Below are 21,560 nucleotides of genomic sequence, written 5' to 3'. Positions count from 1 at the left end.
AATATCAAAAAGGCTAAAAATGGGAGGAATGAATATGCCGGATAAATATATTCCAGAAATAAAGGGTATATTGCGCAATAACATTATTGAAGTTCCCCAGGTTATAAGGGAAGCAAGTGGAATTATAGTATTTGGTAGAAGAATTAAGTCTTTAATATTTTCAACTGATGTCGCAATCATTAGAAATACAAACGCAGATGCAGTAATTGCCGTTTATCCCTTTACTCCACAGCCGGTTATTGCAGAGGCTATACTTAACGTTTCAGAAGTTCCAGTATTTTGTGGTGTAGGCGGAGGCATAACTACTGGAAAAAGGGCAATAAGAATTGCAAGACATGTTGAATTCCAAGGTGCAATTGGCGTTGTAGTAAACGCACCAACACCAAACGAGCTTATAAAAGCTATGAGGGAAGAAATAGATATACCTATAGTAGTCACGGTGGTTTCTGAAAAGGAAGACTTTAGAGGAAGGATAGAGGCTGGTGCAAGCATTTTCAATGTTTCAGGAGCTGCTAATACACCTAACATCGTAAGAAGGATAAGGGAGGAGTTCCCCCATGTGCCCATTATAGCAACAGGAGGCCCGAATGACGAAACAATAAGGGAAACAATAAAGGCTGGTGCAAACGCAATAACCTATACTCCTCCAACTACTGGTGAAATATTTGGAAAAATAATGGATAAATACAGAACTACATTTTAAAAGGCACGATTTCCTTCATCGCTATTGAAAAAGGTTTTCTAATTATTATAGTTGCCATAGAATCAAAAGGTGTTGGACTTGTGTTTATAAAAATAGCCTCATCTCCGTTAAAATAATCTAAAAGAGAATTTGCTGGATAAACAGTTAAACTTGTTCCTGCAACTATTAAAACATCCGCCCTCTTAATATGATGGACAGCCCTTGATATTTTGTCTGGATCTAGGACTTCACCATATAGGATTATATTAGGCCTTACTATCCCTCCACAGTCACATATAAAAAATTTATCATCCTCCCTGCCGCATCCCATACAGTAATATTCTCTTAAACTGCCATGAAGTTCTACAACTTCCTTAGATCCAGCCTTCTGGTGTAGTCCATCTATGTTTTGAGTAATTATAGCTTTTAATTTACCTAATTTTTCAAGCTCAACTAATGCCCTATGTCCATCATTAGGTTCAACATCAAAGGATAGTTTCTCCTGTAAAAAGGAATAAAATATTTTAGGATGCTTAAGGACAAAATCTATATGCAATATTTCTTCCGGATTGTATCCCATAAAAGTTTTTGTATAAGCCCTTGTCACCTCTAAAGTCTGGTATTCCTGATTCTGTAGATGTTCCAGCGCCACCAAAGAAAACAATATATTGGGCATTTTTGATAGCTTCCCTTGCTTTATCAATTTCTTTCACTATAATCACCCCTTACAGTTATATTTATAACCAAAAACAAAACTAAAATTACAAAAGGTGCCCTTTGGCACCTTTATAGTTTAAACTGTTTTACATCTTCAACTAAAGCATCCATCATACTACTTAAGTTTTGTGCAGAATCTGCAACCTTTGAAGATAATGATGACATCTCCTCAGACGTTGCTGATATTTCCTCAACTGAAGCTGAAGTTTCTTGAATTATAGCACTTAGATTCTCAACGCTTGAAAGAACGCCATCTTTATCGCTTACTGTTTCATTTAAAAAGACATATGCATCTTCAATTAAAGGAACTGTATTTTGTATTGAATGTATTATTCCTTCGAACTTCTCAGCCGTTCTATCAACAGTTGTGATTTGTTCATTAATAAATTTATCAACTTCTTCAGCTGCAGAGTAAACATCCTTTGCTTCTTCACCTAGTCCTCTTATAATATTTCTTATTTCATCTGAAAACTTTTTAGATTCTTCAGCAAGTTTTCTTACTTCTTCGGCTACAACTGCAAAGCCCCTTCCAGCTTCACCAGCCCTTGCGGCTTCAATTGCTGCATTTAGCGCTAAAAGATTTGTTTGTTCAGAAATATTATTTATTATATCAACTATATTTTCAATCTGATTAAAGGAACTTGATAGGGTCTGTAACTTAGTTGTAACAACTTCAAAGGATTGCTTAATTCCATTTATTGCCCTTAATAGTCCATCCAATTCATCCTTACCTTCATTTGCCTTATAGGATGTATCCTCTGCTCCTTCTTTTACTTCCTTTAGCTTAGAATACATTTTGTCTATCTTTTCTGCAAAGGATTCAAAAGCCTTACAACCTGTGCAACTTCTAAGTTTTCATTTTCCGTAGCGGTTGCAACCTGAGAAATTGAGGAAGAAACCTGTTCTGAAGACACAGCCATTTCTTCAGCTACTGAAACAAGTTCCCTTGAGGAAGTCTTTACTGAATTTGCATTTTCATTTATCTTGCTTATAATACCCACTAAAGATTGTTTTAAAGAGGCTATAGCCTTTGTTATTTCTCCTATTTCATCACGTCTTTTTAAATACCTTTCTTCTATGTTTACAGTTAGGTCACCCTTTGCAATTACATCCAATATTTGCTTTGTAGACTGCAATGGATTAATTATTATTCTGTCCATAAATATCATAATAAGAATCGATAAAACAATAACCAAAGCCAAAGTAAACAACACAAGAGCTTTAACAACAGGCATAACTAATTTATCTATTTTTTCCTTGTCAAGCCCCACAAAGAACATACCAATGGGAGTTTGACTTGTATCCTTTATAGGAATATATATACCTTGGTATGTTTTTGCTTTAACTTTATATCCCCAACGTAATCTTTACCCTTTTTAACCACTTCTTCTATAACTTTGTTATCGACCTTACTTCCAACAATCCTCATACCATTTTCTTCAATTGTTGTCGTAACTCTTGTGTCATATAAAAAGATCGAACATTCAATATCTGCCTTTTTCTTTAAGTTATCAACTGAAGAAAAATCATAATTTATCTTATGGCTTCCCTTGTAAAGCTCCCCATAGGAAACCCTCCAGGAACCTGGGTATTGAAAATCAAAAATCTCAAGAGCAAGATTAGCCGTTTGCCTTAGCATTCCTCGAGTTAATGCTCTAGTAAACTCTACATAAACAATTCCATTAATGACAATACTAAACAGCACTATTATTGAAATTACTAAAAACCATATCTTTGCTTTTGTAGTTGTTTTTTTCATAGTCTGCCCCCGTATCCATTTTAATCATTCTATAATTTTCAAAATTATTTATGTTTATATTATCGTCTTTCTTTTCTAAATTTTTATATGCATTTGACAACATTAATTTAATTCTGTTGATTTGATTTACTTCACTTGCACCTGGGTCATAGTCTATTGCTACAATATTGGACTGTGGATATCTTCTTCTTAATTCTTTTATCATGCCTTTTCCTACGATATGATTGGGCAAACATCCAAAGGGCTGAAGGCATACGATATTGGGCACATCATTTTCAATCAGCTCCATCATCTCACCAGTTAAAAACCATCCCTCTCCAGTCATATTACCAAGGGAAAGTAGAGTTTTTGCAAGATTTGCCTTTTCCTCTATAGTGGATGGAGGAGTAAATCTTTACTTTCATTAAGTGCCTTCCTTATTTCTCTTCTATAAAGTTCAATAACTTTTATTGATAATAAACCTCCTAATCTTGCTTTAAGATCCCCAGTAAGATTATGATATTTAAATTCTTCATCATAAGCAGAATAAAGAAGAAAATCTGCAAGGTCAGGTAAAACTACCTCTGCTCCTTCTTCTTCTAATAGCTCAACTATTTGATTATTTGCTGTAGGATGATACTTTACTAGAATTTCTCCTACAACTCCAACCTTTGGCTTTTTTATCTTAGCAATTTCTATATTATCAAATTCCTCAATAACTTCCCAAACATTCTTTTTAAAATCTTTTAAGCTACAGGATTTTATATTCGCAATTATTTTTTCCTTCCATTTTCCATATAAAAGTTCTGTAGAACCCTTAATTTTTTCATAGGGCCTTGTTCTTAATATGAGTCTCATTAATAAATCTCCATAGCAAACTGCCATAAGTCCCCTATGAAGTAAGATAGGTGTTATTTTGAATCCTGGATGCTTTTCTAACCCCTTCGCATTTAAAGATAAAACAGGAATATTAGAAAGACCTGCATCCTTTAAAGCTTTTTTCAGTAAGCTTATATAATTTGTAGCTCTGCATCCTCCTCCCGTCTGACTCATTATAACTGCAGTAGAATTTAAATCATATTTTCCTGACTTTAAGGCATTTATAATCTGCCCTATAACGACGATTGCAGGATAGCATGCATCGTTATTTACATATCTTAATCCTTCATCAATTGCGTTTGCATCAACAGATGGCAATACTTCAAGTTTATAACCACTAAATTCAAAGGCCTTTTCAAGAATTTCAAAGTGAACAGGTGACATTTGTGGAGCTAAAATAGTATATTTCTTTTTCATTTCCTTGGTAAATACCACTTTGCTTTCCTCATTATATTGTATTTCCCTTTTTTGCTTTTTCCTTTTTCTTTCCTCTAGTGCTGCAAAAAGGCTTCTAATTCTTATTTTAATTGCTCCTACGTTTGTTCCTTCATCGATTTTAATTGAAGTATATATCTTTCCTCTATTTTCCAATATTTCTTTAACCTGATCAGTTACAATTGCATCGAGACCACATCCGAAGGAATTTAATTTAATAAGATCTATATTATCATGTTTTGAAACAAAATACGCTGCTCTATATAGCCTTGAATGATATGTCCATTGGTCAACAACCCTAAGCCTATTTTTAACTTCACCTAAGTGGCACACAGAATCCTCTGTTAAAACCGCAGCATTAAATGAAGTTATTATGTTAGCTATCCCATGATTGATTTCAGGATCTATATGATAAGGTCTTCCTGCAAGAACTATAGCCCTAATCCCCTCTTTTTGATGTATTCTAAGGTTTCCTCTCCTTTTTTATAATATCATTTTTAAAATTTTCAAGTTCTTTTAAACCTAATGCTAATGCGTTGTCAAGTTCAGCTAAAGAAATATTAAATCCTTCAAAAGTCTCAAACAAAACCTTCCTTAACATTTTGTAATTATCTAAACTTATAAAGGGATTTAAAAACTTAATGTTTTTCTCCTTTAATACATCCATATTATTTTTTATAACCTCAGAATATGAAGTAACTATAGGGCAGTTATAGTGATTATCCGCTTCATTAAATTCTTTTTCTCATAAACAACAGATGGATAAAATATAACGTCAACTCCCTTTTAACTAAGTTCATAATATGACCGTGAACAACCTTTGCAGGATAACATATAGTATCTGATGGTATTGTTTCCATCCCATCCTCATAAAGCTTTTTAGTAGTCTTGTCGGATAACACTACTTCAAAGCCTAAAGCAGTGAAAAAGTATGCCAAAGAGGATAATTTTCATAAATATTTAATACCCTTGGTATTCCGATTTTACCCCTTGGTGCATTTTTTAAGGCTTTATAATCAAATAGTCTGTTATACTTATATTCATAAAGATTAGGCACCACTTTTTTGCAATAAAGTTTCCAGCTCCTCTTTCGCATCTATTCCCTGTTACAAATTTTCTACCATCTTTAAAAGTGCTAATAGTTAAAAAACAGTTATTGCTGCACAATTTACATCTTGTAAAGGATTGTTCTACTTGAAATCTATTTAATTCTTCTAAATTTAATATCTTTGACCTTTCACCTTCTTTATATCTTTCCTTTGCAATCAATGCAGCTCCAAAGGCTCCCATAAGCCCTGCTATATCAGGCCTTACTACATCTTTTCCTGATATTATTTCAAAGGCCCTTAATACCGCATCATTATAAAATGTTCCACCTTGAAGTATTATTTTTTCACCAAGATCATCTATGTTCCTTATCTTTATTACCTTCATAAGAGCATTTTTAATAACCGAATAGGATAACCCAGCAGAAATATCCCCAATTGTCGCTCCCTCTTTTTGTGCCTGTTTTACTTTAGAATTCATGAATACTGTGCATCTTGAGCCTAAGTCAACTGGATTTTTAGCAAAGAAGGCTTCCTTTGAAAATGTTTCAACATCCATCCCTAAAGATTTAGCAAAGGATTCAATAAATGAGCCACATCCTGAAGAACATGCCTCATTTAAAATGATGCCTTCAATTACCCCATCCTTAACTTTTATGCACTTCATATCTTGTCCACCAATATCCAGGATAAAATCTACCCCATTTAAGAAATTTTCTGCCGCCTTATAGTGGGCAATAGTTTCAACTTCACCTTCATCTATTGATAGGGCTGTTTTAATGAGTCCCTCTCCATAACCAGTTATGCAGGAGTTTGCTATATAAGCATCCTTTGGTAATTTACTATAAATATCTTTTAAAACATTTATCACAGATTTTAAAGGATTTCCTTCATTGCTTGAATAATAGTTATATAATAAATTGTTTTCTTCATCTATTAAAACCGCCTTTGTAGTAGTCGAACCAGCATCTATACCTAAAAAACATCCTCCCGAAAAATCATTTAAGTCCTTTCGTTTTATTCTATGCTTATCATGCCTTCTTTTAAAATCATGATACTCTTTTTCAGTTATAAAAAGAGGTCTAAGAAGGCCTACTTCCTTTGAACCAAAACTACCATTATTAATCTTATATATTACGTTCTCTAAATTAACCGGTGCCTTTTCCTTAGAAAGTATAGCAGCACCAAGTGCTACAAAAAGATGCGAATTCTCCGGAATTATAACTTCATCTTCTATTAAATTAAGGGTTTCTATAAATCTTTTTCTAAGTTCACTTAAAAAAACAAAGGTCCTCCTAAAAAGCAACTTTTCCTTTTATTTTTCTACCTGCTGCTAGGCCTGCAATAGTTTGATTTACAACAGCCTGAAAAATCGATGCTGCAATATCCTCCTTTTTTGCGCCTTCATTTATAAGAGCTTGAATATCTGTTTTAGCAAACACTCCACATCTTGATGCTATAGGATAAATTATTTTATGCATTTTTGACAATTCATTAAGCCCCATAGCATCAGTTTTTAAAAGAGCGGCCATCTGATCTATAAATGCACCTGTCCCACCTGCACAACTTCCGTTCATCCTTTGTTCTAAATTACCATCGAAATATGTAATTTTAGCATCCTCTCCGCCTAGTTCAATAGCAACACTCGTTTTAGGAATAAATTTTTCAACTGCCTTTGTTGATGCTATAACCTCCTGCTCAAAGGGAATATTGAGCCAATTCGCTATTCCAATTCCTGCTGAGCCTGTTATAACTATTCTTGCTGTAGCCTTATCTAACATCTTTTCTAATTCATAAAAAATTTCCTTTATCGTGTTTAAAACGTCAGCAAAATGTCGTTTATATCTGCTAAAAACAATATTATCTTTGTCATTTAAAACCACTACCTTTACTGTTGTTGAGCCCACATCAACCCCTATCCAATAATTCTTTGACATCTTATCCCTTCCTTCTACCTTTTCAAAAGTCATCTGAAATCTATTCTATACCTCCTTAAAAAAGCAACAAACTTAATAATTCTGTTTTTTATTCCTGTTTTTTAATATTGACTAAAAAAAGCCATATATTAATATATATCTTTCGTTTACACCTATTATCTATAAAAATTAAGCTCTAAGGCTAAAATTTTCCTTAGAGCTTAATTTATATTTCTATTTCATAAAATCTTTTATCTGCATAGCTTAAAAGTTTTTGATACAAAATCACTGATATAATAAGCGGTATAACTATCAAAGCTATAAAAAGTCCATTGCTTTTAATATTAAATTTTACAATAAGAGCACCAAATAATCCTACAATTCCCATGGTTCCAAAAATTCCCACAACCCCATTTATGTTTTGCTTTATTGCCTTTTGTGGATTATCCCAATTTAGCTTAGGCCATTTTAATTCGGCAAAAACTTCTAAAATAAAAATCATCGTAAGAATTATGATAGAGGTTATTAAAATTATTAATAAGCTTATTGTATCAATTTTAAAGAAGGCTAAGTCCATTATCAAAATAATAGCTGCAGCTAAAATTCCAAATATTAAACCGTGGATAATCTTTGCAGTTATATATAATTTAGGATTTATCGGAAGGGATTTTATAAATTCAAAGGCTCTTCCTTCCCTTGATATACATGTTGCAGCTATACTTGTTGAAGCCCCTAGAAAAACTATAATTCCTATCGAGATTAAATTCAAATAGTATGAAAAATCAGGATGATTCATCAACTTTTTAATATCGAATAAAATAGAATTATTTTGAAAGAACAGGGATGCACCCATAATTATCGGCAATAGAAATATTACCATCGGCCCATTTATAAAATACACTGGCTCTCTATTCATCAGTTTCAATTCTCTGTCAATTAATGTTATAAGTAAATTTCTCTTTATTGTCGTTTTCTTTAGTTCCTTTTCGTCCATTCTTTTAATATTTTTTGGACTTCTGTGCTTCCAATTAAAGTATCATAATAAATATTAGACATAGTAGTTAACAATAAAAATAAAGCACCAACAGCAATTGCAATAAAAATCAATAAATAAACAAAACTTTCTAATGTTCCATTATTTATGATAGCCTTTGCTGCTATTGCAGCTGGATAATATAACTTGCTTGTTAAATCGATCAAACCATTTGGTGCAGTTAATTTTTGCATAATAAGCTCTGGATTTTTATCAAAATTAGTCATTTGATTAGTTAAATACTGAAAAAGAACTCCAAGACCTAATGCCAAAAATCCAGATATATACATTATAAAATCCTTCTTTTTTAAAAGTTTACCAAACTTCATAATAGGAGTTATTATAAAATATCCTATTACAACAGGAATCATTGGGATAGTTAAAGTTATTAATAAAGAATTTATATAATATAAAACCCCTTCACCATTTTTAATGCCATAGACTATTATTCCCGTTGCCATTATAACAAACGCAAATAAAGCTTCTGAAAGAAAGCTAATTGTAAATTTAGCAAGAAATAAATTCCAAGGTTTTAATGGCAAGGATAGTATTATGTCACCCTCTTGATTGAGAAAATAAGTTGCAATTACAGTTAATATCCCTATAAAAAATGTAAAGGCAGTTGAAATAATAATGGTATTTAATACCACAAGCCCCTGTTGGTTAATAGGTTTAAGAAGATCATACATTTTTAAATTGAAGGCTGTAAACATGGTTATCAATCCTGAAAAAGAAAACAATATTAGTCCCAACAATCCTAAAGTCTTAACCGCTTTCTTCTTATTATATTTTAAATCCCTAACTAACCCACTAAATCCAAAAACCGAATTAATATAAAATTTTACTGTTGAAATTGCTTTATTCATTATCTACCAACTCCAAGAATAAATTTTCAAGACTATCATTTTCTTCTCTTATTTGTCTTAACTCATCAATCGTTCCAGTAAATATTATCTCACCCTTTTTATTATACCTATCCTATCACAAAGCCTTTCTGCAACTTCCATAATATGAGTTGAAAAGAATACGGTATTACCATTATCTGCATGTTTTCTCATCATTTCCTTTAACAAAAAGCAGCCTTGGGATCTAGTCCTACTAGAGGTTCATCTAAAATCCATACAGGTGGATTATGGACTAAAGCACCTATGATTATTAATTTTTGCTTCATACCATGGGAGTAACTACCAATACTTGAGTTTAAAGCATCTTTTATTTCAAAAATCTCCGCAAGTTCATTTATTTTTTCATATCTTTGCTTACCGTCTACCTCATAAATATCTGCAATAAAATTTAAATACTCAATACCTGTTAGTCTATTAAAAATTTCAGGATTATCAGGAACAAATCCTATCTGCTTTTTGCCTTAATTGGCTCACTTACTACATTAATCCCATTTACTAATATTTGCCCTTCATCAGGTTTTAGGATTCCTGTTATCATTTTTATTGTCGTTGTTTTACCAGCACCGTTAGGTCCTAAAAATCCAAATATTTCTCCCTTTTTACCTCAAGATTAATGCTGTTAACAGCCTTTACCCTTCCCCTCGCATAGGTCTTTGAAACATTGTTAATTATAATCATAAATACACCTTCCTTTATAATATGAATCAGAAGGAAAATCTCCTTCTGATTTTATAATAACATAGCTAATATATTAGCTAAAACACTTACATAATTGTAATCTTCAAATTTATATTCCTTGTCATTTGATGGTGCCAAAATGTATATGATCCCCCTTAAAACCTTATCCTTCACAATCGGAACTAACATTACTGAATAAAACAAAGGAACATTCTTAACAACATCATACTCGAATACTTCATCCCAGTCAATACCATATAAACCTTTTTGTTCCTTTAAAACTTTATTCAACAATCTATTATTAATGTTGTTAAATTTAATCCAGTTATCGTCATTAGCCTTCCTCCAAAGTTGATTATATATCTTTCCACCCTCAATAAAAAGTATACCTGCATATCTACCCTCAGAAGAGTCTAAAAGTCTTCCTAAAAACTTAAAAACAATCTCCTCTTTGCTTAAATTTTCTTTTATTAGTTCCGTTAGTTCAATCATAGTCAATATTTTAGTGGTATCCCTAAGGTCGTTTCCTGTTAAAAACCCGCTTAATTTATCAGTAACTCTTCCCTTCTGCTCAAAGGTTTCATCCCATAGTTCACATCTATTCTTCCCTCTTTCTTTTGCTACATATAATGCCTTATCAGCCTTTTCTAAAAGTTCCTCCTTCCACTCAGCATCATCCGGAAAGGATGCTATACCAAAACTTGCAGTTACTGCCCTTCCATCTACAAATAAACTTGTTTCCATCTTTTTCTAATCCTCTCCGCTAAATTCAGGGCATCATGTTTATTGGTATCAGGCAATAGTATCAAAAACTCTTCACCGCCATATCTAAAAACAAATCGTTTTTTCTTATATTGGATTTTACAACTTCACCTAGTTTTTTTAATATTTTATCTCCAAGTAAATGTCCGTATTTATCATTTATCTTTTTAAAGTTATCTATATCTATCATTACAACTGAAAAAAATCCACTATTCAATTCTGCATTTTCTATATTTTCATCTAATAGGTCATCTAACATCTTTCTTGTATAGGCAGATGTTAACTTGTCTATTATAGCCGTATTAATAATATTAATATTTTCAATATACCCTATTAGTAAGTTTACTAAAGGCTTACATTCTTCTATAGCCTCCTCCGAAAAATTATTAATAATCTTATCAGTTTCTAAAATTACATATCCATAGTTTCTTTTTATGTCATATGTAGAAATTCTAAACTTATCTTTTCTTTTATTTTTTATTAAAGGGATACAAATCCAGTTAACAACATTGCCGTATTCATCTGATTTTTTACAATAATGGATTTTTCTAATCTTTTAGCTTTATCGATAATTAAACTATAATTATTGATGTCAACTTTTCTTTGCTTACAAGTATTTCCGGATTTTTAGAATCAGTAATTAATAGATAATTTGTTGCTAGGGTAATATATGACATATATTTCATTATTAATAAAATATCACTGTTTGAATCTAGTGTAATTTTATTTAATAAATCATTAATATTGCTAATATTTAAGTTTAATTCCTCTTTAAAACTAGATTTTATTTTTGTATTGTATTTCCTTTTAAATTATTAATTTGGGAACTAATTAAATGGTCTGCATATTCAGTTAATTTGTTAAGTTCTAAACTCTCCTCTTCATTTATATCGATTTCTAAAATTTTGCTCACTTTAGTTAATGTATTATGGAAATTTGAAATCGATATAAATTTAATTTTATATTCCTCTGGCAAATCCTTCAAAAACTTAGCATTAAGGTAAGTGAAGCTGCATAGAAATTAACTGCCTTGTAAACATTATTATTATAGTAATAATCTCCTAAAATTCTGTTTGCCATCATGCTTAATTCTATCAATTTATTTTCTTTTAATTTTGGTAGTATTTCTTCTAATGCAAGAATTTTATTTTTATTTAGTAAAATATCTAGAAACTCTATTCTAAGTTTCAAACCAACTGGTAACTCATTAAGTTCAAAATCGTTAATCAAATCAAATATTTTTTTCGCAAAGTTAATTTTATTTAGCTTGACAAATTTAAAAGCTAAATGATAATAGATATATATTTTTTCGACGCTGTTTTTATATTTTTTTATTATATTTGATAACGAATCCATAACATCTTCTAGTCTTTCTAAGTCTTTTGAAATATTTAAAATTAATAGAAAAGCCTCTGCATCCCATTTAATCTTTATATCATTGTTTTGATGTATCCTTAATACTTCCTTTAAATATTCATGTGCTTTATCAATGTCCCCAAATTTATAAAATAGTTGTGCACTAAAATAATAATATAAGCCATCATAAATATTCTGATTAGTATTATTTTTAAGCTCATCCATAGCCTTTAAATGATAGAAATAAGCCTTAGAATAATTTCCCAGTCTTAAATAAATACCTATTAAAAAGCAATAAATATAAAAAGTATATGCTTTATATCCCAATTCATCAATAATATCCAAGGCAGTGCTGAAGCATTCCAAGGCTTCTGTTGTATTAAATTTTATATAATTTATCTCTCCAATATTAATAAGTGAAAGGGCTTTTAGAAAGGCAACCCCCTCTTTCTCTGCTAAGTTTTTCATTTCTTCAAGATAATTCAAGGCATTGTCATAATCCTGATAAAAATCTGAATATATAATACTTAAATTGTTTAATACCCGTATCATTTCTTGTTTGCTTTCATTTAACTCGAAATAATATAGAGCCTTTTTATAATAATCAATGGCCATTTCCGGCTCAGATGATAAATAGCAACAATCCCCTAAAAGTTTAATAAATTTTCCCTTTATTTCAGGGCAATTATCATCACACATTTCAAGAGCTTGCTTACATATGTTTCTAACATCCTCTAACTTATCATTATTTCTATAATAAACTGCCGTGTTAAATTGATATTCAAGATAGCCTCTTTTATAATCATGAATTTGTAATAAATCTTTTATTTCTTCTAAAGATTTTAAGATTTTGTTTTTATCATTTTTATTTATATATATTTCCACCAACTTATTCATTGAATCTATTGCACTATTATAGTCCTTTAAATTTAAGGCCCAAAGCTTTGCTTGTTTGAAAAGTTCAATTGCCTTCTTTACATTTCCAACTTCTAAATAAATATATCCGAGACTCATTAATATATCTACTTTTCTATAATCTGCTTCCCTTTCCTTAAAATATTTTAATGCCCTTTCATAATATGAAATAGCATCAATTTTATTATTTAGCCTTTTCATCAATATAGCATTATAGATACAATATTCAATTATTTTTTCTACTTCATTTGCCCTTTCATAGTGATATAATATTTCTTCTTTGAGACTATATGGATTCAAATAAATTCTAATGCTCTTTTCTAAAAATTTTCCTGCCTTAAGATGCAAATCTACCTTTACCTTCTCATCAATTCTATTGTAAATTAAACGTTTAAGCATTTGATTTTGTAAATCGTAAAGAATTCCTTCATCGCTTATTTTGCTTATAATAATTCCTTTATTCTCTAAACTCCTTAGAATATTACCCAATTTATTTTTATCTTTATTTAAAAATTCACCGAGAACATCTGTAGTAACTCCATTTTGAAATATCGAAAGAACCTCAAGGACGATTATATCTTCTTCATCTAGTTCATTAATTTGATTAAAAATAGCTTGTTCTACTGAATTAGGTAGTATCATCCTGTCATAATCATCATCAAATTTACTGCTCCAAATTCCTGTTGAACTATTAATAAATAAATCTCCCCTTAGATAAAGATCCTTAATTATTTCAACAATAAATAGTGGATTACCATAAGTTATTTCAAATATTTTGTTTGAAAACAATCTTGAGTATACCCCATAGATAAAAGATTTTTTATCATCTCCGAAGCATACTCTTTCGACAATCCCTTTAATTTTATTTCTATGGTATTTTGTTCTTTTCTTATGTCGTTTATTAATGCCCTTATATCATTACTAATTAATCCATCGCTTTTAAAAGAAATTATAAACATTGCTTGTTCTGCAATTTTAGAGGTTAAAATATCCTTTGCCATTAAATATGAAAATTTATCAAGGGAATTAAAATCATCGATTATAATAACAATTCTTTCATCTTTATATTTGTTTTTTATGTATCTATATATCGTGTTTATCATTCTAATTCTATTTTTTCATTATATAACTCTTCACTTATTATACTATTTTTAAACTCTTCAAAGGTATTTAACAATTCCTCCCTATATTCATCCTGTAAATTTTCACTACCCTCTGAAAATATTTTTCTTGCAATTTCCAGGAAAACTTTTCTGCTGTTAGATTCAGCTTCATTATAATAGCTAAAACAGTTGATATTTTTTAATCTAAATAAAAACTCTAATTCCTTTAATAATCTTGTTTTTCCAATTCCTGTTTCACCAGATATTAAAACACATCCTTTATTTTTTCTAAAAGAATCGAATATCTTTTTGATTTCTTTATCTCTTCCTGAAAGCTTTATATTAAAATTAATTTTCTCCAAATCTTCCACTTCAAATGGAATATAATTCTTATTCAAGAGACTATTTAAATCATTTATAACCTTTGTTATACTGTCATATCTTTCTGCAGGATCTTCTTTTATCATCTTTTTAATAATATCATTAATTCCTAAATATTCTTTTGGCAAAACATCCTTTAACTTAGAAAATCCATCATCTATCTTAACAAATTTTATACCTCCCAGTAAAATTACCAAAAATAATACCCCTAATGAATATATATCAGACTTTACTGTATGTTCTTCACCCTCTATAACTTCAGGTGCCTTGAAAATTATTTGACTTCTATTAGTTTTTACAAATTCACCTATTCTTGCTGTTACTATGTCATTCAATTTAACAGTAAGCTTATTTTCTACCTTAACAAAATTAATATTAGATAAATTAATGGAATTATAGAGACACCCCTTAAGATGCAGAAAGTTTATTGTTTTTGCAATTTCTATAAAAAGATTCAATTTTTCATCAATGTCTAATCCTTCTAATACATTTAAAGGCTGGACATCTTCAACAAACTCAGTAGTATAGAAATATTGATAATTTTTATCCAATCTACCGTTTTTATTTTCTATAATATCAAAACTATATAATCTTTTTAAGTTACTGTGAACAATTGAAGTTAACATAATAAAATTATTTGCTAAGAAATCATAAAATTCCCAATCAACATAATCAAAATTAATAATATTTAAGTCTAAAACTCCTTGAGATCTTTTGATATCAATAGCTTGATAGGAAGCTAGTCCATCATTTTGATAAATCTTCTTTATAAGTCTATATCTGTTATTTATTATTCTCATCGCCTCATCCCAACCCTTTTTTCCATTGATAAGTAAGTAATATTATAATTTAACAAAAAATTAAAACAATAGTTTTTGTGATGTAAATCACAAAATTTACCTTTATTTATAATGAAATTTATCTTATTTAAATTATAATATTTTTCTACAGGATAATTTATGATATAATATTAAACAAAATAACATGACGAGGTGGAGTATGCGTAGATTTGGATATCCTTATTTCGGCAAAAGATACTTATATGATATAAAAAATAAAACTCTTCATGACCTTTTAAATGAAAAGGAAGAATGTCATATCGATTTAATACATGAAGATGATATTGACATGTATAGTTCATTAAATGAAGCTGCATTACTTATGGATCATCCTTTTTATTATGAGTGCCCTTTCTGCATGAAAAAGGCTGAAAGCAAAGAGGGATAATTATGGAAGATGGATTTGGAATAATTGCTTTTTTGCTGCGCTATCATTGTTATCATATTCAATTTATTGGATTAATTCGGTCTTTGAAAAAATAATTGAAAATTATCTGGAAAATTCTAAAAAGGATTTAAAAAAGGGTGTATACTGATATTTTATTTGGGACATTTTATACCTTCCTTACTCTAGGATTAAATTACTCTATTAACATAACTTCTAGCCTTTTAAACGTAGAAGCATTATCAGTATTAAATAGCTTTATAATCTTTTTAGGTTCCCTTTTAGGAACAATTATAATAGTTTATGTATTTAGCTTTAGATTGATGTTTCATTTATGGGCTTACTTGATAGTCTTAGGAACAGGTATTTTCTTCCTTACTAAAACGAAAAAATTCAAGGACATCGGAAGAACAATAGTATCCTATGGATTTGTTTTTCTTTCCTCCCATTTTATTTATTCTACTTTAATTAAGAGCGAAGCAATGTTTTTTTGAGTAAAAATATTATTATTTTATCTTTAGTAGTTTTTATTTTAACTATAATTTTTCAAAACAATATTTTTATATTCCCAATGATTTTTGCAATTTTATCATCTAACAATTTAAGCAAATATTATATAGTAGACCTATTGCTTCTTTCCAACATAGCATTGATATTAAAAGCAATAATTAATAATTACAGGAAAAATTCAATAGCTAAAAAGTCCTTGTCAATATTACTAATATATAATGGACTTATATTTATAATTTTTTAATTTTACAGAAATTAATACATAAACAACTAAATTTAAATTTTTATCAAATATATGCGTTGTATGTAGGAATAATTGTGACTTTAACTCTTTTAATGGTTTTAATAATTAATCCTTACAAAAATTTGATTTGATTAAGAATAATTATATAAGCAAAAAAGTTTTTGCTCCTACATGAAATTAACCTTCATAATCCTTCAATTGCAGTTATACAGATAATAAAAGAAATAATAAATATGGGTTACGATGCATTAAATAACGTAAGGAGAAGTTTAGATTTAATATTAAATTACGATCCAATGATTTCCCAAAATCTACTTATAATAGAAAATGACATAAATCATTATGAAAAGGAAATTACAGAATCCCTTGTAAAGCTATCTAATACAGAAATAAACGAACATCAGTCTAAAATTATTGCTGCCCTTTATCACATTATAAATGATATAGAAAGAATCGGCGACCATGCCGAAAACCTATACGAACTTGCTGAGCATAAGTATAAAAATTCCCTAATTTTTTCAGATGAGGCCATCGTTGAAATAAAATTTATGTATCAATATGTAATAGAGGCTGTTGACTTAGCTTTATCTTCCCTTAAAGATGGTGACCTTCAAAAGGCTATGAAAACAATTGAGCTTGAAAGTAAAATAGATAAACTAGACAAGCAGCTAAGAAATGGTCACATAGATAGATTAAATACTGGTATATGTTATCCTGAAAGCGGCGCAATATTTTTAGATATCATTTCTAATCTTGAAAGAATCGGTGATCATGCAAACAATATCGCTCAGTTAGTCATTGAAATTAATCGAGTAGGAGCTGAATAATTATTTTATTCAGCGTCCTCTCACACCACCGCACATACCGGTCTGGTATACGGCGGTTCGTTAGTTTACATGCATTTTGGAATACTGCGATGTTAGGCTTATGTATCCTAACTTTTCCAAATACTCGTTAGTTAGAGTTGTCGCCAGGATATGACTATTTGCTATATGCCAATATCCTTTTCGGGTATTGGCATATATTCTTGCAAAGTATGGGTTCATTCCTAACTTAATTAAATTCCTTACCCTCGTTCTTACCTTCTTCCATAACTTCCATTCGCACATCCTTAGTCTTCTTCTTATCCATTGGTCTAACCTTTGCATATGACTTCTTGCTTTCGCTAATGAAAAGTAGTTTACCCATCCAATGGTTATTTGATTAAGTCTTTTTATCCTTTCTTCTGTGCTTATTGGTTTCCTTCGACTCGTTATTTCTTTTATCTTTTTCTTGAATTTCCTTATACTCTCTTCAGCTATTCTTATCTTACTTTCCCCTTTAATCATATAGAACGAAAATCCAAGAAATTTCCTCTTCCATGGTCTATCAACTGCACTCTTTTCCTTATTCACTTTTAGTTTTAGAACCTTTTCAATGTATTCCGTTATACTCTCCTTTACTCTCTTTGCTGCCCTCTCACTCTTAACAAATATATCGCAATCGTCTGCGTATCTGCAAAATTTATGTCCTCTTCTTTCTAGTTCTTTGTCTAAATCGTCAAGTATTATATTCGCTAATAGTGGGCTCAATGGGCCTCCCTGTGGAGTGCCTTCTTCGGTTTTAACCTTTATTCCGTTTAGCATTACTCCAGATTTTAGGTATGCTCTTATTAGCTTTAGCACCCTTTTATCTTTTATTTTCCTTGCTACTCGGCTCATCAGGATATCATGGTTGACTCTACCAAAGAATTTCTCAAGGTCTAAATCCACTACCCATGTATATCCTGCGTTTATATATTCATTCGCTTTCTTTACCGCATCCTTTGCACTCCTGTTTGGCCTAAATCCATAACTACTTTCAGAAAAGTCTTTGTCGAATACTAATGTCAATTCTTGTGCTATCGCCTGCTGTATTAATCTGTCAAGCACAGTCGGTATCCCTAGTAGTCGAATTCCACCATTGGGCTTTGGAATTTCAACTCTTCTAACTGGTTGTGGTTTGTATTTACCTTGTAGTATTGCTAATTTTATTTCTGGCCAATTTTGTATTAGAAAGTCCCGAAGTTCATCGGTCTCCATTCCATCTACTCCATGGCTCCCTTTATTAGCAACTACTCTCTTATATGCCTTTTGCATATTTTCCCTTGAGAGCATTCTTTCCAAGGTCCCGTATTCCTCTGCACTGGTTTCTCCTTCTGGGACTGCCGGAGATACTCTATGCACTCCTTGTTTATTTTCGTGTTCCACACTATCTTCATCAAGGTAGCCTGTATATTCAGTTTTCTGCAGTCTTTGAATATCTCTCGAAGTCTTCAAGATTCAAAACCTCCTAACGTTCGGTCCTTCACATGATAACGCGTATCTCATGCTACTAGACAAAAGCTGACTTCTAACAGTTCAGCTATCCATCACTGGATAGGTTACCACTTGGAAAGTTCATTCCTGTTGTGGTGTATCTGTTAGACCTCCCGGGTAAGAGCGACCGCCTTCATCCCATATACTCGCCACATTTACTGCATGAGGTTCGGGTAGTGTTGGACTTCGTTTTGTGATGCAAACTCGTCCGCCTCAAGTCAGCCTCATATGTGGTTCTTATTCATCGAGCCAGGACTTTGCCTCCGGCTTCCTTCAGATTCCACCTCACGATGGACACCCTTGCCTTTGGCTAGTGGTTCTCACTACCAAGCCCACAGCGGACTTTCACCGCCAAGCTATCGCCCATGCCGGGCGCACATCAGTAAGGCTGTCTAATTTGGACAGCCTTATTTTATATAGAAGAATATTAAATATGATATCTACATAATATATTATTGATTTGAATTTAGGCAGGTGAAAGCATGAAAAAAGCAATCGCTTCAATTATTATATTAACTCTGTGTTTTACTTCGATAGTTTATGTTCAAGTAAAACTTAATAAAGAAGTATTAAATATGGCAAAGGATATAGTAATTGTTGTAGATGCCGGACATGGAGGTATAGACGGTGGTGCTATTGGTAAGAATGGAACGATTGAAAAAACATAAATCTTGAAATTGCTAAAAAATTAAAGGGCTATATTGAAAGTCATGGTGATACATGCATTATGATAAGGGAAGTTGATGAGGGGTTATATTCCTACGAAACAAGAAAAGGCAGAAAAGCCGAAGATCTTAAGAATAGGAAACAGATAATTAAGGAAAACAAAGCCGACATATTTATAAGCATCCATTTAAACTACTTCCCTGATTCAAGATATTATGGTGCACAAACCTTTTACCCATCTAATGATTTTGAAAGCGAAAAATTAGCAAAGTCTATCCAAGCGCAGTTAATAAAAGTGTTAGATAGAAATAATAATCGTGTCGCTAAACCCAGCGATACCTATTATATTTTAAAGGATAACGTATCCCATCTGTAATAGTTGAATGCGGCTTTTTATCAAATCCTGAGGAAGAATATCTATTAAATCAGGATGAATATCAAAATAAAATTGCCTGGGCTATCTATTGCGGCGTTTTAGATTATTTTGAAAAAGGTAGCTTATGGTAAAATATTATTAAAACTTATTTTACTAAAGAGGTGTTTGTTATGCCTATAGTAGGACAATTTCTTATGCCTCACCCTCCCATAATAATCCCTGAAGTTGGTAGGGGAGAAGAAAAAATTGCAAAGAAAACAATCGATGCCTGCACAAAAATTGCAAAGGAAATTGCAAGTATTAAGCCTGATACAATTATTATCATAACTCCCCATGGACCTGTTTTTAGTGATGCTGTTGCTATTTGTAATTCCTCATTTATTGATGGTAGTTTAAAAAATTTTAATGCACCATCTTTATCTTTTAAATTTAAAATAAATAAAGAATTAGCAAATAAAATCATTGAATTGGCGGATGAAGCTGAAATTCCAATTGCGCCATTAGGTGAAAATTCTCATGTTGAATATAATATTAGATTAAGCTTAGATCATGGTGCCATCGTTCCTCTTTATTTTATAACAAAAGAATATAAAGATTTTTCCATTATTCACATAACCTATGGCATGATAAATCCAATGAAGTTATATGAATTGGGGATTAAAATAGCCGATGCTTTCAAAAATTCAAAGGAAAGAGCTGTTGTAATTGCCAGTGGAGACCTTTCCCATAAGGCAAGCAGTAAAAGCCCCTATGGATTTGATGAATATGGTCCAAAATTTGATAGACAATTATTAGATTATCTAAAGGAAGGCAAAGCTGTTGAAATATTTAAAATGGATAAATCCTTAATCAAACGGGCTGCAGAATGTGGGTTAAGATCCCTTTACATCCTTCTTGGAACTTTAGATGAATATAATTTTACATCTGAAATATTATCATATGAAGCTCCTTTCGGAATAGGCTATGCAAATGTAAAATTTATAATAGATAAAAAAGTAGAAAGTAAATTGGAAACTATAAATCTTGCGGTAAAGAATAGTTTAAAAGAAAAAAGAGCAAATGAAAACCCATATGTAAAACTAGCAAGGGAAAGCTTAGAATATTATATAAAAAATAAAAAATATCTTAAAATTCCAAATTACGTTACAGATGAGATGTTAAATGAAAAGAGAGGTGTATTTGTTTCTATATATAAAAACGGAGAACTTAGAGGTTGCATAGGGACAATATATCCATTAACAAACTCCATTGCAGAGGAAATCATAAGAAATTCCCTCGAATCAGGAACTAATGATCCAAGATTTTATCCAGTTGAAGAGGATGAACTTGACGAACTTGAATATTCGGTTGATGTGTTAATGCCGCCCGAGCCTGCTACAAAAGATGATCTTGATCCTAAATGCTATGGCGTTATCGTAAGAAGGGGCACAAGGGCTGGACTTTTGCTTCCTAATTTAGAAGGAGTAGATACAGTTGAAAAGCAGTTGCAAATAGCTTTAAAAAAGCAGGGATATCACCAGATGAAAATTATTCCATAGAACGCTTTGAAGTTAAAAGATACAGGTGATGTAAATGAAGGAAGCTCAATTTTATAATAAAATAGAAGATCTAGTTTATTGCAATCTATGTCCCCATGGTTGTAAACTCAGCGAAGGTCA

20 protein-coding genes and 4 pseudogenes are annotated in these 21,560 nt (G+C 31.0%); 9 read left to right on the top strand and 15 right to left on the bottom strand.

Features of this window, described 5'->3' with window-relative positions; genetic code table 11:
- The first annotated feature begins 34 nt into the window (after positions 1–34).
- Positions 35–703, top strand: coding sequence for a hydrolase (locus tag PWK10_RS01555; protein ID WP_274767159.1), 669 nt, complete (start codon positions 35–37; stop codon positions 701–703).
- On the opposite strand, the pseudogene PWK10_RS01550 reads toward PWK10_RS01555, so the two are convergent.
- The 14 genes and pseudogenes from PWK10_RS01550 to PWK10_RS01460 all read right to left on the bottom strand — a co-directional run bounded on the left by PWK10_RS01550 (position 693) and on the right by PWK10_RS01460 (position 15,346).
- Positions 693–1,395 (bottom strand): annotated as a pseudogene (locus PWK10_RS01550) (NAD-dependent protein deacylase). The gene PWK10_RS01555 and the pseudogene PWK10_RS01550 overlap by 11 nt on opposite strands.
- Before the next feature lie 73 nt (positions 1,396–1,468).
- Positions 1,469–2,194 carry a methyl-accepting chemotaxis protein gene (locus PWK10_RS01545; RefSeq protein ID WP_274767158.1) on the bottom strand — a complete coding sequence of 242 codons (726 nt, stop codon included), beginning with the start codon at positions 2,192–2,194 and terminating at the stop codon, positions 1,469–1,471.
- 5 nt (positions 2,195–2,199) lie between these two features.
- Positions 2,200–2,670, bottom strand: a complete 471-nt coding sequence (locus PWK10_RS01540) for a HAMP domain-containing protein (RefSeq protein WP_274767157.1) — start codon at positions 2,668–2,670, stop codon at positions 2,200–2,202.
- A 35-nt stretch (positions 2,671–2,705) separates the two neighbouring features.
- Entirely contained in the window at positions 2,706–3,158 is a 453-nt protein-coding gene (locus PWK10_RS01535) for a cache domain-containing protein (RefSeq protein WP_274767156.1), read from the bottom strand.
- Positions 3,094–7,434: pseudogene (locus PWK10_RS18265) on the bottom strand (acyl-CoA dehydratase activase-related protein). The gene PWK10_RS01535 and the pseudogene PWK10_RS18265 overlap by 65 nt, the downstream one beginning before the upstream one ends.
- A 205-nt stretch (positions 7,435–7,639) precedes the next feature.
- Entirely contained in the window at positions 7,640–8,407 is a 768-nt protein-coding gene (locus PWK10_RS01500; RefSeq protein ID WP_274767150.1) for an ABC transporter permease, read from the bottom strand.
- Complete coding sequence (locus PWK10_RS01495; RefSeq protein WP_274767149.1) at positions 8,389–9,312, bottom strand: putative ABC transporter permease subunit; 924 nt, start codon at positions 9,310–9,312, stop codon at positions 8,389–8,391. The genes PWK10_RS01500 and PWK10_RS01495 overlap by 19 nt, the downstream gene beginning before the upstream one ends.
- Positions 9,305–10,029 (bottom strand): annotated as a pseudogene (locus PWK10_RS01490) (ABC transporter ATP-binding protein). Before PWK10_RS01490 ends, PWK10_RS01495 begins: the two are co-directional and overlap by 8 nt.
- Positions 10,030–10,080: 51 nt before the next feature.
- On the bottom strand, positions 10,081–10,773 hold the full coding sequence (locus PWK10_RS01485; RefSeq protein WP_274767148.1) for a diguanylate cyclase domain-containing protein: 693 nt from the start codon (positions 10,771–10,773) through the stop codon (positions 10,081–10,083).
- A 61-nt stretch (positions 10,774–10,834) separates the two neighbouring features.
- A complete protein-coding gene (locus PWK10_RS01480; RefSeq protein ID WP_274768062.1) occupies positions 10,835–11,083 on the bottom strand; it encodes a GGDEF domain-containing protein in 249 nt (82 codons plus the stop codon).
- A gap of 492 nt (positions 11,084–11,575) precedes the next feature.
- Complete coding sequence (locus PWK10_RS01475; protein ID WP_274767147.1) at positions 11,576–11,776, bottom strand: hypothetical protein; 201 nt, start codon at positions 11,774–11,776, stop codon at positions 11,576–11,578.
- Entirely contained in the window at positions 11,773–13,851 is a 2,079-nt protein-coding gene (locus PWK10_RS01470) for a tetratricopeptide repeat protein (RefSeq protein WP_274767146.1), read from the bottom strand. Before PWK10_RS01470 ends, PWK10_RS01475 begins: the two co-directional genes overlap by 4 nt.
- Positions 13,824–14,165, bottom strand: coding sequence for a hypothetical protein (locus PWK10_RS01465; protein ID WP_274767145.1), 342 nt, complete (start codon positions 14,163–14,165; stop codon positions 13,824–13,826). Before PWK10_RS01465 ends, PWK10_RS01470 begins: the two co-directional genes overlap by 28 nt.
- On the bottom strand, positions 14,162–15,346 hold the full coding sequence (locus tag PWK10_RS01460; protein ID WP_274767144.1) for a protein kinase domain-containing protein: 1,185 nt from the start codon (positions 15,344–15,346) through the stop codon (positions 14,162–14,164). Before PWK10_RS01460 ends, PWK10_RS01465 begins: the two co-directional genes overlap by 4 nt.
- 199 nt (positions 15,347–15,545) lie before the next feature.
- Between PWK10_RS01460 and PWK10_RS01455 the strand changes: the two genes are divergently transcribed.
- The 4 genes from PWK10_RS01455 to PWK10_RS01440 all read left to right on the top strand — a co-directional run bounded on the left by PWK10_RS01455 (position 15,546) and on the right by PWK10_RS01440 (position 17,351).
- The gene (locus PWK10_RS01455) at positions 15,546–15,773 is read left to right on the top strand and encodes a hypothetical protein (protein WP_008908539.1); all 228 of its coding nucleotides are present in this window, start codon (positions 15,546–15,548) and stop codon (positions 15,771–15,773) included.
- A gap of 137 nt (positions 15,774–15,910) precedes the next feature.
- A complete protein-coding gene (locus tag PWK10_RS01450; RefSeq protein WP_274767143.1) occupies positions 15,911–16,264 on the top strand; it encodes a hypothetical protein in 354 nt (117 codons plus the stop codon).
- Entirely contained in the window at positions 16,261–16,524 is a 264-nt protein-coding gene (locus tag PWK10_RS01445) for a hypothetical protein (protein ID WP_274767142.1), read from the top strand. The genes PWK10_RS01450 and PWK10_RS01445 overlap by 4 nt, the downstream gene beginning before the upstream one ends.
- A gap of 161 nt (positions 16,525–16,685) precedes the next feature.
- Positions 16,686–17,351 carry a Na/Pi cotransporter family protein gene (locus PWK10_RS01440; RefSeq protein WP_274767141.1) on the top strand — a complete coding sequence of 222 codons (666 nt, stop codon included), beginning with the start codon at positions 16,686–16,688 and terminating at the stop codon, positions 17,349–17,351.
- A gap of 60 nt (positions 17,352–17,411) precedes the next feature.
- Here PWK10_RS01440 and ltrA read toward each other — a convergent pair whose 3' ends face one another.
- Positions 17,412–18,821, bottom strand: coding sequence for a group II intron reverse transcriptase/maturase (gene ltrA, locus PWK10_RS01435; RefSeq protein ID WP_274767140.1), 1,410 nt, complete (start codon positions 18,819–18,821; stop codon positions 17,412–17,414).
- A 521-nt stretch (positions 18,822–19,342) separates the two neighbouring features.
- On the opposite strand from ltrA, the gene PWK10_RS01430 reads away from it, so the two are divergent.
- The 4 genes and pseudogenes from PWK10_RS01430 to amrA all read left to right on the top strand — a co-directional run bounded on the left by PWK10_RS01430 (position 19,343) and on the right by amrA (position 21,469).
- Positions 19,343–19,528 carry an N-acetylmuramoyl-L-alanine amidase gene (locus PWK10_RS01430; RefSeq protein ID WP_274767139.1) on the top strand — a complete coding sequence of 62 codons (186 nt, stop codon included), beginning with the start codon at positions 19,343–19,345 and terminating at the stop codon, positions 19,526–19,528.
- Entirely contained in the window at positions 19,525–19,902 is a 378-nt protein-coding gene (locus PWK10_RS01425) for an N-acetylmuramoyl-L-alanine amidase (RefSeq protein WP_342455676.1), read from the top strand. The genes PWK10_RS01430 and PWK10_RS01425 overlap by 4 nt, the downstream gene beginning before the upstream one ends.
- Positions 19,890–20,033 carry an N-acetylmuramoyl-L-alanine amidase gene (locus PWK10_RS19275; RefSeq protein WP_446715320.1) on the top strand — a complete coding sequence of 48 codons (144 nt, stop codon included), beginning with the start codon at positions 19,890–19,892 and terminating at the stop codon, positions 20,031–20,033. The genes PWK10_RS01425 and PWK10_RS19275 overlap by 13 nt, the downstream gene beginning before the upstream one ends.
- A 39-nt stretch (positions 20,034–20,072) precedes the next feature.
- Positions 20,073–21,469 (top strand): annotated as a pseudogene (gene amrA / locus PWK10_RS01420) (AmmeMemoRadiSam system protein A).
- Positions 21,470–21,560: the final 91 nt, after the last annotated feature.

It is taken from the genome of Caloramator sp. Dgby_cultured_2 (assembly GCF_028872215.1).
Taxonomy (GTDB): Bacteria; Bacillota; Clostridia; order Clostridiales; family Caloramatoraceae; genus Caloramator; species Caloramator australicus.
This window is presented reverse-complemented; position numbering and strand designations above follow the sequence as displayed.